This window comes from Pseudoflavonifractor phocaeensis (genome assembly GCF_016901955.1).
GTDB classification, from domain to species: Bacteria; Bacillota; Clostridia; order Oscillospirales; family Oscillospiraceae; genus Flavonifractor; species Flavonifractor phocaeensis_A.
The window spans coordinates 1-11737 of sequence record NZ_JACJLC010000004.1; the positions used below are offsets into that span (position 1 = coordinate 1).

At 63.8% G+C, this 11737-nt stretch carries 15 protein-coding genes; 13 read left to right on the forward strand and 2 right to left on the reverse strand.

What is annotated here, in order from left to right:
- The first annotated feature begins 185 nt into the window (after positions 1-185).
- The 13 genes from H6B51_RS01600 (at position 186) to H6B51_RS01660 (ending at position 10422) form a co-directional block, all read left to right on the forward strand.
- Positions 186-413, forward strand: coding sequence for a hypothetical protein (locus H6B51_RS01600; protein ID WP_204882002.1), 228 nt, complete (start codon positions 186-188; stop codon positions 411-413).
- A 251-nt stretch (positions 414-664) separates the two neighbouring features.
- Entirely contained in the window at positions 665-895 is a 231-nt protein-coding gene (gene acpP, locus H6B51_RS01605) for an acyl carrier protein (RefSeq protein ID WP_204882003.1), read from the forward strand.
- A gap of 59 nt (positions 896-954) precedes the next feature.
- Positions 955-1392 (forward strand): acetyl-CoA carboxylase biotin carboxyl carrier protein, encoded by a 438-nt coding sequence (gene accB, locus H6B51_RS01610; RefSeq protein ID WP_204882004.1) that lies wholly within the window; start codon positions 955-957, stop codon positions 1390-1392.
- Positions 1393-1396: 4 nt separating this feature from the next.
- On the forward strand, positions 1397-2782 hold the full coding sequence (accC, locus tag H6B51_RS01615) for an acetyl-CoA carboxylase biotin carboxylase subunit (RefSeq protein WP_204882005.1): 1386 nt from the start codon (positions 1397-1399) through the stop codon (positions 2780-2782).
- Positions 2779-3645, forward strand: coding sequence for an acetyl-CoA carboxylase, carboxyltransferase subunit beta (accD, locus tag H6B51_RS01620; protein ID WP_204882006.1), 867 nt, complete (start codon positions 2779-2781; stop codon positions 3643-3645). The genes accC and accD overlap by 4 nt, the downstream gene beginning before the upstream one ends.
- Positions 3635-4456, forward strand: a complete 822-nt coding sequence (locus H6B51_RS01625; RefSeq protein WP_204882007.1) for an acetyl-CoA carboxylase carboxyltransferase subunit alpha — start codon at positions 3635-3637, stop codon at positions 4454-4456. The genes accD and H6B51_RS01625 overlap by 11 nt, the downstream gene beginning before the upstream one ends.
- Positions 4453-5403 (forward strand): beta-ketoacyl-ACP synthase III, encoded by a 951-nt coding sequence (locus H6B51_RS01630; RefSeq protein ID WP_204882008.1) that lies wholly within the window; start codon positions 4453-4455, stop codon positions 5401-5403. Before H6B51_RS01625 ends, H6B51_RS01630 begins: the two co-directional genes overlap by 4 nt.
- Positions 5404-5613: 210 nt before the next feature.
- Positions 5614-6534, forward strand: a complete 921-nt coding sequence (locus tag H6B51_RS01635) for a DUF561 domain-containing protein (RefSeq protein ID WP_204882009.1) — start codon at positions 5614-5616, stop codon at positions 6532-6534.
- A gap of 2 nt (positions 6535-6536) precedes the next feature.
- Positions 6537-7463, forward strand: a complete 927-nt coding sequence (gene fabD / locus H6B51_RS01640) for an ACP S-malonyltransferase (RefSeq protein ID WP_204882010.1) — start codon at positions 6537-6539, stop codon at positions 7461-7463.
- Positions 7464-7467: 4 nt separating this feature from the next.
- Positions 7468-8211, forward strand: coding sequence for a 3-oxoacyl-[acyl-carrier-protein] reductase (gene fabG / locus H6B51_RS01645; protein WP_204882011.1), 744 nt, complete (start codon positions 7468-7470; stop codon positions 8209-8211).
- Positions 8212-8224: 13 nt separating this feature from the next.
- A complete protein-coding gene (gene fabF, locus H6B51_RS01650) occupies positions 8225-9466 on the forward strand; it encodes a beta-ketoacyl-ACP synthase II (RefSeq protein WP_204882012.1) in 1242 nt (413 codons plus the stop codon).
- Between the two features lie 6 nt (positions 9467-9472).
- Positions 9473-9901: a 3-hydroxyacyl-ACP dehydratase FabZ gene (fabZ, locus tag H6B51_RS01655; protein WP_204882078.1), complete on the forward strand. Its 429-nt coding sequence runs from the start codon at positions 9473-9475 to the stop codon at positions 9899-9901.
- 65 nt (positions 9902-9966) lie between these two features.
- On the forward strand, positions 9967-10422 hold the full coding sequence (locus H6B51_RS01660) for a MarR family transcriptional regulator (protein WP_204882013.1): 456 nt from the start codon (positions 9967-9969) through the stop codon (positions 10420-10422).
- A gap of 62 nt (positions 10423-10484) precedes the next feature.
- On the opposite strand, the gene H6B51_RS01665 is transcribed toward H6B51_RS01660, so the two are convergent.
- Positions 10485-10688, reverse strand: a complete 204-nt coding sequence (locus H6B51_RS01665) for a type II toxin-antitoxin system antitoxin (protein ID WP_204882014.1) — start codon at positions 10686-10688, stop codon at positions 10485-10487.
- A gap of 1 nt (position 10689) precedes the next feature.
- The gene (locus tag H6B51_RS01670) at positions 10690-11718 is read right to left on the reverse strand and encodes an SPFH domain-containing protein (RefSeq protein ID WP_204882015.1); all 1029 of its coding nucleotides are present in this window, start codon (positions 11716-11718) and stop codon (positions 10690-10692) included.
- Positions 11719-11737 lie beyond the last annotated feature (19 nt).

The window sequence follows — 11737 nt, forward strand, 5'->3', positions numbered from 1 at the left end:
CAGCAAAAGGAGACGGATTCCCACGAAAAACGACCGCCCACTGGGCGGTCGTTTTTCTCGGAATGACGGGGGTTGTGCACTTTGCGTATTTTGCAACAGGCCCTTTTTGTTTTCACCCCTTCGCTCCCTCCGGCGTATACTGGCCTGCGGGGAGTTCCCCGTCAATGAAATGGGGGTTACCAGATATGTATTGCTGTAACAATCAGTCCTGCTGCTGCCGCCGCTGCTGTGGCGGCTCTTCCAACAGCGGCGACTCTTCCATCCTGTCCGTCCTGAACAGCGGCGTCTCCGGCTCCACCAACGGCTGGCCGGTGTATGTTTCCATCCCCACCACCCTGTGGGAGGGTGGCCAGGATTCCGACAGCTCCTGCGGCTGCAATTGCGGCTGCAACTGCGGTTGTTCCTGGGGCTAAGCCCCTCCGCCGCCCCTCCGCGGGCGGCTACTTAACCCCCTTTCTCGCCAGCGTGCCTCAGAATCCTCCCTCTGAGGCACGCCTTTTTTATCAGTTATGGACAAAGTTTCCTCTTTAAGATTACAACTTGAAAAAAGCCCTTGACAAATCTGTGGGGCCTGTTACAATATGGTTAAATTATTTTATTTAAAAATTTTTAAGTAAAATGATTTAACTAAAAACTTTGAATGATTTATGTGAGGAGCATTACCATGGATTTTGAGCAGATCAAAGAGATCATTGTGGAGACCCTGAGCTGTGACGCCGACAAGGTGACTCCCGAGGCCCGTCTGGCCGAGGACCTGGAGGCCGACTCCCTGGCCGCTGTAGAGCTGTCCATGGCTCTGGAGGAGGCCTTTGGCGTGACCATCGCCGACGAGGACCTGCCCAACATGAAGACCGTGGGCGACCTGATGAAGTACATTGAGGAGCACGCTGAGTAAGCAATGGGAAAAAACGGGCATCGGTGCAAACCGGTGCCTTTTTTCCGAAAGGAGCAGCTATGACCAATCAAGAAATTTTCGAGCTGATGGCTCGCTTTGATGCCAGCACCGCCGCCACCCTGAAGCTGTCCACCAAGGACTTCTCCCTGGAGCTGGGCAAGGCTGTGGCCGCCGCACCCGCCGCTGTGGCCGTGGCCCCCGTGGCCGCACCCGCCGCCGCGCCTGCCGCCGCACCCGCCCCTGCCGCCCAGCCTGAGGGCCCCTGCATCACCGCTCCCCTGGTGGGCACCTTCTACGCCGCCTCCGCCCCCGACGCCGAGCCCTTTGTCAAGGTGGGCGACAAGGTGAAGAAGGGCCAGACCGTCTGCCTCATGGAGGCCATGAAGATGATGAACGAGGTCCACGCCCCCTGCGACTGCACCATCGAGGCCATTCTCCAGGAGGACGGCGCCCTGGTGTCCTTCGGCGACCCCCTCATCCGCTACCGGGAAGGGTGATTCCATGTTTAAGCGTATTTTGATCGCCAACCGGGGCGAGATCGCCGTCCGGGTGTTCCGGGCCTGCCGGGAGCTGGACATAGAGCCTGTGGTGGTATATTCCCAGGCCGATGTCAACGCCCTCCATGTGCAGTTGGCCGAGCGGGCCTACTGCATCGGCCCCGCTCGCTCCGCCGACAGCTACCTGAACGTGGACGCCATCCTCACTGTGGCCAAGGCCACCGGCTGCGACGCTATCCACCCTGGTTACGGCTTTCTGTCGGAAAATGATGAGTTCGCCGACGCCTGCGCTCAGGCCGGCATCGCCTTTATCGGCCCCTCCGGCGACGTGATCCGGGCCATGGGTAACAAGGCAGCCGCCCGTAAGCTGATGATGTCCGCCGGCGTGCCGGTGGTGCCCGGCTCCGACGGCGCCGTGGAAACCGCCGAGCAGGCCAAAGAACTGGCCGATTCCATTGGTTATCCCGTGCTCATCAAGGCCTCTGCCGGCGGCGGCGGCCGAGGCATGCGCCGGGTATTTGAACCCGATCAGCTTATCCCCCTCTTTGAGGAGGCACGCAGCGAGTCCGTGGCCTGCTTCGGCAGCGGGGAGATGTACCTGGAAAAGCTGATCCTCAACCCTCGCCACATCGAGTTCCAGATCATGGCCGACCAGCAGGGCAACGTGATCCAGCTGGGGGACCGTGACTGCTCCATCCAGCGTCGCAATCAGAAGCTCATTGAGGAGTCTCCCTCCAAGGCCCTCACCCCCGAGCTGCGGGAGCGCATGGGCGCCGCCGCCGTGGCCGCCGCCAAGGCCGCCCACTATGTCAACGCCGGTACCATCGAATTTGTGCTGGACCCTGACGGCAATTTCTATTTCATTGAGATGAACACCCGCATCCAGGTGGAGCACCCGGTCACCGAGCTGGTCACCGGCATGGACCTGGTGCGTGAGCAGATCCGCATCGCCGCCGGCCTGCCCCTGTCGCGCACCCAGGAGGAGGTGGTCCAGAAAGGCCACGCCATTGAGTGCCGTATCAACGCCGAGGACCCCGCCCACAACTTCCAGCCCTGCCCCGGCAAGATCGACTTTGTCCATCTCCCCGGCGGCTACGGCGTGCGGGTGGACACCGGCCTGTATTCCGGTTACACCCTGCCCCCTTATTATGATTCCCTCATGGCCAAACTCATCGTCTTTGCCCCCACCCGGCTGGAGGCCATCCGCCGGATGCGCCGGGCTCTGGAGGAGCTGGTCATTGAGGGCCCCGCCAACAACACCGATCTGCTCCACCAGATCATGCACCACCCTGACTTTGTCCGGGGCAATTACACCACCGGCTATCTGGAGGCCAACATGGACACCCTGCTGTCCTGGAGCCGGGTGGGAGAGGAGGAAGCTAAGGCATGAGCAACGTCTTTGCCCAGCGGCGTCAGAAGCTGCTCTCCATGAAGGCCCTCCGGGGCTCCTCCCCCGCCCCCGCTCACACCGAGGAGACCTGCCCCCAGTGCGGCGGCACCTTCCGCCGCCGGGACCTGGTGATGGCCCGGTACGTCTGCCCCTTGTGCGGGCATCATTACCCCATCGGGGCCTACTACCGGCTCAGCCTGGTGCTGGACAAGGGCACCTTCCGGGAGCTGGACACCTCGCTTACCTCCAACGATCCCCTGTCCTTCCCCGGCTATTCCGCCAAACTGGATCAGGCCCGCCGCCGCACCGGCATGAACGAGGGCTTGGTCACCGCCACCGGTCGTATCGGCGGCCAGAAGGTGGCCATCGGCGCCCTGGACAGCCGGTTCTTCATGGGTAGTATGAGCGCAGCCCTGGGCGACAAGGTGACCCGGCTGGTGGAGTACGCGGAAAAATACAAGCTCCCCCTCATCCTGTTCTCCGCCAGCGGCGGGGCCCGGATGCAGGAGGGCATTCTGTCCCTGATGCAGATGGCCAAGACCTCCGCCGCCCTGGAGCGGTTCTCCCGGAAGGGCGGGCTGTACATCTCCGTGCTCACCCACCCTACCACCGGCGGCGTCACCGCCAGCTTCGCCAGCCTGGGGGACATCATGCTGGCCGAGCCCGGCGCACTCATCGGCTTTGCCGGCCCCCGGGTCATCGAGCAGACCATCGGCGAAAAGCTGCCCGAGGGCTTCCAGCGGGCGGAATACCTGCTGGAGCACGGCTTCCTGGACGCCATCGTCCCCCGCACCCAGCTGCGGGACACCCTGCTCCAGCTGCTGAAACTCCACGGGAAAGGAGGCAGTGACCGTGCGAAATAATCTCACCCCCGCCCAGCGGGTGGCGCTGGCCCGTCATCAGGACCGGCCGGGCACCGCCGACTTCATCGACGCCCTGTTCACCGACTTCTTCGAGCAGCGGGGCGACCGACTGTGCCAGGACGACGGCAGCATCCTGGGGGGCGTGGCCCTCTTCCACGGCCGCCCGGTCACTGTCATCGGCCACCGGAAGGGCCGCACTCTGGAGGAGCACCTGGCCTACCACTTCGGCATGCCCTCCCCCGAGGGCTACCGCAAGGCCCAGCGGCTCATGCTCCAGGCCGAGAAATTCGGCCGGCCCGTCATTACCTTTATCGACACCCCCGGCGCCTACCCCGGCCTGGAGGCCGAGGCCAGAGGTCAGGGAGAGGCCATTGCCCGCACCCTGGCCATCTCCTCCGCTCTCACCGTCCCGGTGATCTCCGTGGTCACCGGCGAGGGCGGCAGCGGCGGCGCCCTCGCCCTGGGCGTGGGCAACAAGGTGCTCATGCTGGAGAACGCCGTCTACTCCGTCCTCTCCCCCGAGGGCTTTGCCGCCATTCTGTGGAAGGACTCTTCCCGCAGCGACGAGGCCTGCGACGTGATGAAGCTCACCGCCGCCGATCTGCTGGAGCTGGGGGTCATCGACGAGATCATCCCCGAGCCGGAGGCCGGGGCCCATACCGACCTGCGGGCAGTGTGCCGGGCCCTGGACCCTGTGCTCACCCGGGAGCTCAACGCTCTGTGCAAGCAGAACGGCCAGGCCCTGGCCGCCGCCCGCTATAAAAAATTCCGTCTGATGGGCAGCAACGCCCTGAGAAAGGAGCGCCCATGAACGGGATCAAGCTGCTGAGCACCGGCTCAGCCCTGCCCCGCCAGGCCGTCACCAATGACGATATGGCCAAGCGGGTAGACACCAGCGACGAATGGATCGCCACCCGCACCGGCATCCGCAGCCGCTATCACTGCTCTGGCGACGAGACCCATATCGGTCTCTGCCTGGCCGCCGCCCGGCAGGCTCTGAACCGCTCCGGCATCGGCCCGGAGCAGATCGGGGTGTGCATCGTGGCCACCCTGTCCCAGGACTTCCTCACCCCTGCCACCGCCTGCATCCTGCAGCGGGACCTGGGGTTCCCGGAGGACACGGTATGCTTTGACCTGAACGCCGCCTGCTCCGGCTTTGTCTACGCCCTGCACACCGCCGAGTGCCTGCTTGCCGCCTCCCAGCGGAAGTACGGCCTCATCGTGGGCGCCGAGGCCCTCAGCCGCATCACCGACTTCACCGACCGCTCCACCTGCGTCCTCTTCGGGGACGGGGCTGGAGCTGCCCTGGTGGAGTGGCGGGCGGACTACCCCTCCCTTCACGCGGTGCTGGGCTGCCGGGGCAATCAGAAGGCTCTGTACGTCCCCGGCGCAAACTCCACCTCCCCCTCCTATATCCACATGGACGGCAAGGCCGTGTTCCGCTTCGCCGTGGAGGCTCTGCCCCATTGCGCCAAGGAGGTTGTGGAGAAGGCCGGCCTCACCCTGAGTGACGTGGACCGGTTCGTATTCCACCAGGCCAACCAGCGCATTATCGACTTCTCGGTGAAAAAGCTGGGTGTGGACCCGGAGAAGTGCACCGGCAACATCGCCCGCACCGGCAACACCTCCGCCGCCAGCGTTCCCCTGCTGCTGGACGAGCTCATTACCTCCGGCGTCCTGACCTCCGGCCAGAAGGCCCTGTGCGTGGGCTTCGGCGGAGGGCTCACCTGGGCGGGGGCCCTGCTGGAGCTGGCGTAAGCCTCCAACCAGCGGCATAGCCGCTGGTTGGAATCGATGCAGCCCACTGCGCGCAGGCTTTGGCCGCAAGTCAACCAAAGCCCACACTTGTGGGCTGAGAAGTATTTTCGCCCACGCGCATGTCGCGGTCGAAAACAGATTAAAATTTTTTCGCGTCTGGGACGCGAACTCTGCCAGGCCATTTTCCCAAGGGCCTAAAAGGAGCTTAATATGAAACTGAATGAACTGTTGGGGGTTGAATTCCCCATTATCCAGGGCGGCATGGCCAACATCGCCACCGGCGCGTTTGCCGCCGCCGTATCCAACGCCGGCGCTCTGGGCCTGGTGGGCTCCGGCGGCATGGACGCCGAGACTCTGCGGGCTGAGATCCGCACCGCCAAGGCGGGTACCGACAAGCCCTTCGGCGTCAACCTGATGCTGATGAACCCCCACATTGACGAGCTGGCCAAAGTAGTGGTGGAAGAGGGCGTCCAGGTGGTGACCACCGGCGCCGGCAACCCCGGCAAGTACGTCCCCGCCTGGAAGGAAGCCGGTATCAAGGTGTTCCCCGTAGTGGCCGCCCCCATCCTGGCCAAGCGGCTGGAGCGGTACGGCATTGACGGCGTCATCGCCGAGGGCACCGAGAGCGGCGGCCATGTGGGCGAGATGACCACCATGGCCCTGGTGCCCCAGGTGGTGGACGCGGTGAGCGTGCCCGTCATCGCCGCCGGCGGCATTGCCGACGGCCGCCAGCTGGCCGCCGCCTTCGCCCTGGGCGCCTGCGGCGTTCAGGTAGGCACCTGCCTGCTGGCCAGCGAAGAGTGTCCCATCCACGACAATTATAAGCAGGCCGTCATTAAGGCCGGCGCCAACGACACCACCGTCACCGGCCGCTCCGGCGGGGCTCCCGTTCGGGTGCTGAAGAACAAGATGGCCCGGGAGTACCTGCGGATGGAGAAGCAGAACCTGCCTCTGGCCGAGATGGAGAAGCTCACCCTGGGCTCCCTCCGCCGGGCGGTATTCGACGGCGACTGGGATACCGGCAGCTTCATGGCCGGTCAGGTGGCCGGTATGATGACTGAGATCCGCCCCCTGCGCCAGATTTTTGAGGAACTGATGAGCGGCTATGAGGCCGTTGTGAAAGGACTGTAATCATGAGCCTTGCCTTTTTGTACGCCGGTCAGGGCAGTCAGCACCCCGGCATGGGTGCCGACCTCTATGAGACCTACCCGATCTTCCGGGAGATCCTGGACAGCGCGGACGTAGACTTTGACCTGAAAACCGTCTCTTTTGCCGACCCTGACGGGGTGCTCAACCAGACCGAGTACACCCAGCCCTGCATGGTGGCCTTTGCCGTGGGCATGACCGCCATCCTGGCCCAGCTGGGCATCACCCCCGACTACGCTGCAGGCCTCAGCCTGGGCGAGTATTCCGCCCTCCAGGCCGCCGGGGTATTCACCCCCCAGCAGGCCATCTCCCTGGCCGCCTTCCGGGGCAAGGCCATGGCTTCCGCCTGTGCCGGTATGGCCTGCGGCATGACTGCCGTGCTGGGCCTGGATCGGGACAAGCTGCAACAGGCCTGCGACCAGGCCGCCGATCTGGGTGTGGTGGAGATCGCCAACTACAACTGCCCCGGCCAGCTGGTCATCGGCGGCCAGAAGGAGGCCGTGGACAAGGCCTCCGCACTGGCCAAGGAACTGGGCGCCAAGCGGTGTCTGCCTCTGAAGGTCAGCGGCCCCTTCCACACTTCCCTGCTTCGTCCCGCAGGCGACGCCCTGCGGGAAAAGTTCCGGGAGATCACCTTCGGCTCCATGGCCTTCCCGGTGCTCTTTAACTGCCTTGGCCGTGAGATGGGCGAAAACGACACCATCCCTGCCCTGCTGGAGCGCCAGGTCCAGTCCTCCGTATATATGGAAGACACCATCCGCCGCCTGGAGCAGTTGGGCGTGGACACCATCGTGGAGATCGGGCCGGGCAAGGCCCTCAGCGGCTTTGTGAAAAAGACCGCTCCCTCCATCAAGACTTACGCCGTGGAGACCCCCGCCGACATTGAGGCGCTCTCCAAGGCTCTGAAAGGATAACGATATGAGCATGACTGGAAAGACCGCCGTGGTCACCGGCGGCAGCCGGGGCATCGGCAAGGCCATCTGCCTGGAGCTGGCCCGCCGGGGCGCCAACGTGGTGTTCTCCTACGCCGGCAACACCGCCGCCGCCGAGGAGACCCTGGCCGCCCTGAAGGAGCTGGGCGTAGAGGCCCGGGCTGTCCAGGGCAGCGTGGCCGACCCCGCCGCCGTGAAGGCCCTCATGGACACCGCCGTGAAGGAGCTGGGCGGGCTGCACATTCTGGTAAACAACGCCGGCATTACCCGGGACAACCTGGCCATGATGCTGAAGGAGGAGGACTTCGACGCGGTCATCGAGACCAACCTGAAGGGTACCTTCCTGTGCATGAAGGCCGCCGCCCGGCCCATGATGAAGGCCAAGTACGGCCGGATCATCAACCTGACCTCCGTGGTGGCCCTTCGGGGCAACCCGGGCCAGATCAACTACTGCGCCAGCAAGGCGGGCGTCATCGGTATGACCAAGTCCCTGGCCAAGGAGCTGGGCGGAAGAGGGGTCACCGTCAACGCCGTGGCTCCCGGTTACATTGCCACCGACATGACCGCTGCCCTGCCCGAGGCCGCCCGGGAGGCCATGCTGACCAGCATCCCCGCCGGCCGGCCCGGCACCCCCGAGGACGTAGCCGCCGCCGTGGCCTTCCTGGCCTCTGACGAGGCTGCCTACATCACCGGACAGATCCTTTCCGTCGATGGCGGAATGGGCATGTAAGGAGGAACCTGACATGGAAAAACGCAGAGTTGTCATTACCGGTCTGGGCACCGTCAACCCCCTGGCCCACAACGTGGCCGACACCTGGCAGGCCGTCAAAAACGGGGTGTGCGGCATCGCCCCCATCACCCACTACGACTCCTCCAAGCAAAAGGTCCACCTGGCCGCCGAGGTAAAGGACTGGGACCCCACCACCGTGCTGGAGAAGAAGGAAGTGCGCCACATGGCCCGCTTCGCCCAGTTTGCCATGGCCTCCGCCAAGGAAGCTATGGCGGACAGCGGTCTGGACCCCCAGACCCTGGACTCTAACCGCTGCGGCGTGATCGTCTCCAGCGGCATCGGCGGCATCGCCATGACCGAGACTGAGCAGGTTCGCTGCACCGAAAAGGGCTTTGACCGGGCCTCCCCCTTCTACATCCCCTCCGCCATCGCCAACATGGGCGCCGGCCTCATCGCCATTGCCTTCGGCTTCAAGGGGATGTGCACCTGCCCCGTCACCGCCTGCGCCGGCGGCTCCAACGCTGTGGGCGACGCCTTCCGGCACATCCGGGACGGCTACGCTGAGGTGATGCTGTGCGGCGGCGCCGAGGCCTCCGTCACCCCTCTGTCCATCGGCGGGTTCACCTCCATGCGGGCCCTCCACGTGGGGGACGACCCCAATCGGGCCTCCATCCCCTTTGACGCCAAGCGTTCCGGCTTTGTGCTGGGCGAGGGTGCCGGCATCCTGGTGCTGGAGGAGTACGAGCACGCCAAGGCCCGTGGTGCCAAGGTGTATGCCGAGGTCATGGGCTATGGCGCCACCTGCGACGCCTACCACATGACCGCTCCCGCCCCCAATGGGGAGGGTGGAGCCCGGGCCATGGCCCAGGCTCTGGCCGACGGCGGCGTGGCCCCCGAGCAGGTGGGCTACATCAACGCCCATGGCACCTCCACCCCTCTGAACGATTCCGGCGAGACTGCCGCCATCAAAACCGTGTTTGGCGATCACGCCTACAAGCTGGCCGTTAGCTCCACCAAGTCCATGACTGGCCATATGCTGGGGGCCGCCGGCGCGGTGGAGGCCATCTTCTCCGCTCTGGCGCTAAAGGACGGTTACCTGCCCGCCACGATCAACTACCAGGAGGCCGACCCCGCCTGCGACCTGGATTACGTGCCCAACCAGGGCCGTGAGGCTCAGGTGGACTACGTTCTCTCCAACTCCCTGGGCTTCGGCGGCCACAACGCCTGTGTCCTGTTCAAGAAGTGGGAGGGCTGAGCCATGATGCAGTATAATTCCAACCAGATTGCCGAGATCCTGCCTCACCGCTATCCCTTCGCCCTGGTGGACCGCATCGTGGACGGTGAAGAGGGCAAGTGGGCCAAGGGTATCAAGTGCGTCACCGTCAACGAGCCCTTCTTCCAGGGCCACTTTCCCCAGTACCACGTGATGCCCGGCGTCCTCATCCTGGAGGCTCTGGCCCAGGTGGGTGCGGTGGCCCTGCTGTCCATGCCGGAAAACAAGGGTAAGATCGCCTTCTTTGGCGGCATCAAAAACGCCCGGTTCCGCCGCCAGGTCACCCCCGGCGACGTGCTGGAACTGGAGTGCACCCTTACCAAGCAGAAGGGCCCCGTGGGCTTCGGCGAGGCCAAGGCCACGGTCAACGGTCAGGTGGCTGCCACCGCGGAGCTCACCTTCGCGCTGGGCAAATGAGACCCACCCCGCCCCGTCTGTCTGTCCCTTTACTCACCATCTATCGTCTGTGCGGAGGCTTGGGCATGCTGGAAGAGAAATTTGACACTGTGTATACGAAATTCAAACTGCATTTTTATCAGGAGATCTTTGAGCGGTTCCAGAACAAAGAGGCCAGCCTGACCACTGTGGAGACCTTCGCCATGGAGACCATCCAGGCTCTGGGTTCGCCCACCGTCAACGAGTTTGCCTCTTTCATGCGCATCTCGCCCCCCAACGCCGCCTACAAGATCAACAGCCTGATCCGCAAGGGCTATATCCAGAAGATCCAGTCCGAGCATGACAAGCGGGAGTATCACCTACAGGTGACCCAGAAGTACCGGGACTACTATAACGTCAGCAACGACTATGTGCAGGTAGTCACCGAGCGGATGCGCCAGCGGTTCACCCCCGAGGAGTGCAAAAAACTGGAGGAGATGCTGGCCATCATCAGCAAGGAGCTGATGCCCGAGGTCAAGCTGGAGTCCGCGGAACCCACATAACATTGTAACAACGCCCAACCGGCCAAAAGCCGGTTGGGCGTTGTTCTGTGCTTCCGTTCCGCTCATTTGATGTCCAACTCCGGGGGGACGTCGATCTCGTCGGAGACATATTTGCCGTTCTTTTTCCGCTGGCGGACGCACTCGGTGAGGAGATACTCGATCTGACCATTCACCGAGCGGAAGTCGTCCTCCGCCCACGCGGCAATGGCAGCGTATAGCTTGGGGGACAGGCGCAGAGGCACCTGCTTCTTGCCGTCGCCAGCCATGTCAGTACAGGCTGCCGGAGTTGACTACCGGCTGGGCGTCCCGGTTTCCGCAGAGCACCACCAACAGGTTGGACACCATGGCGGCCTTCCGCTCCTCGTCCAGGTTCACCACCTGCTTTTCACTCAGACGCTCCAGGGCCATCTCCACCATACCCACGGCCCCGTCCACGATCATCTTCCGGGCGTCAATGATGGCGCTGGCCTGCTGCCGCTGGAGCATAACGGCAGCGATCTCAGGGGCATAGGCCAGATAGGTGATGCGGGCCTCAATGATCTCCAGTCCAGCCTGGGCAACCTTGCTCTGGATCTCGTCCTTGATGCGGGATGCCACCACCTCACTGGAGCCCCGCAGGCTGCCCTCGTCGGCCACTCCGTCGCCGGTGGTGTCCACGTTGGGGGCCACGTCATAGGGGTAGATCCGCACGATGTTCCGCAGGGCACTGTCGCACTGGAGAGACAGGTACTCCTTGTAGTTGTCCACGTCGAACACTGCCTTGGCGGTGTCCACCACTCTCCACATAACGGCAATGCCGATCTCCACCGGGTTGCCCAGGCAGTCGTTGATCTTTTGGCGGTTGTTGTTCAGGGTCATGATCTTCAGGGAGATCTTCTTGCCCCCCGCCTGGGCCTCCGTCTTTTCCTTGCCCTTGGCACCCCCGTCCACGTCGCCGCTCTGGTTGAGCTTGGTCTGGGCAGCAGGGTTCACACCGGAGCAGAAGGGATTGACATAATAGAAGCCCTCTCCCTTAAGTGTACCGATGTACTTGCCAAACAGGGTAAGCACCAGGGCCTCCTGGGGCTTGAGCACCTTCAGTCCGCACAGGAAGATCCACCCCAGGGCCAGCCAGATGATGCACACCACTATGACTGTAATGGCCAGGGCGTCGGGTCCGCCAAACCAGGCGGCCTCCGCCTTGGCCTCCCGGATGGCCCCCCAGACCAGCCCCGCCACCGCCAGGGCATAGAGCGCCAGAATGAGCAGCAGCATGGGCATACCTTTCTTTTTACCGGTCAGGATCTTTTCTTCCATCACTGACACCTCCTTGATA

What these genes read in the sequence shown, in the direction of transcription:
- fabZ (WP_204882078.1), top strand. Translation starts at nt 9,473, where the DNA reads ATGCAGTATAATTCCAACCAGATTGCCGAGATCCTGCCTCACCGCTAT.
- H6B51_RS01630 (WP_204882008.1), top strand. Translation starts at nt 4,453, where the DNA reads ATGAACGGGATCAAGCTGCTGAGCACCGGCTCAGCCCTGCCCCGCCAG.
- accD (WP_204882006.1), top strand. Translation starts at nt 2,779, where the DNA reads ATGAGCAACGTCTTTGCCCAGCGGCGTCAGAAGCTGCTCTCCATGAAG.
- fabD (WP_204882010.1), top strand. Translation starts at nt 6,537, where the DNA reads ATGAGCCTTGCCTTTTTGTACGCCGGTCAGGGCAGTCAGCACCCCGGC.
- accB (WP_204882004.1), top strand. Translation starts at nt 955, where the DNA reads ATGACCAATCAAGAAATTTTCGAGCTGATGGCTCGCTTTGATGCCAGC.
- acpP (WP_204882003.1), top strand. Translation starts at nt 665, where the DNA reads ATGGATTTTGAGCAGATCAAAGAGATCATTGTGGAGACCCTGAGCTGT.
- H6B51_RS01670 (WP_204882015.1), bottom strand. Translation starts at nt 11,718, where the DNA reads ATGGAAGAAAAGATCCTGACCGGTAAAAAGAAAGGTATGCCCATGCTG.
- H6B51_RS01665 (WP_204882014.1), bottom strand. Translation starts at nt 10,688, where the DNA reads ATGGCTGGCGACGGCAAGAAGCAGGTGCCTCTGCGCCTGTCCCCCAAG.
- H6B51_RS01600 (WP_204882002.1), top strand. Translation starts at nt 186, where the DNA reads ATGTATTGCTGTAACAATCAGTCCTGCTGCTGCCGCCGCTGCTGTGGC.
- accC (WP_204882005.1), top strand. Translation starts at nt 1,397, where the DNA reads ATGTTTAAGCGTATTTTGATCGCCAACCGGGGCGAGATCGCCGTCCGG.
- fabG (WP_204882011.1), top strand. Translation starts at nt 7,468, where the DNA reads ATGAGCATGACTGGAAAGACCGCCGTGGTCACCGGCGGCAGCCGGGGC.
- fabF (WP_204882012.1), top strand. Translation starts at nt 8,225, where the DNA reads ATGGAAAAACGCAGAGTTGTCATTACCGGTCTGGGCACCGTCAACCCC.
- H6B51_RS01660 (WP_204882013.1), top strand. Translation starts at nt 9,967, where the DNA reads ATGCTGGAAGAGAAATTTGACACTGTGTATACGAAATTCAAACTGCAT.
- H6B51_RS01635 (WP_204882009.1), top strand. Translation starts at nt 5,614, where the DNA reads ATGAAACTGAATGAACTGTTGGGGGTTGAATTCCCCATTATCCAGGGC.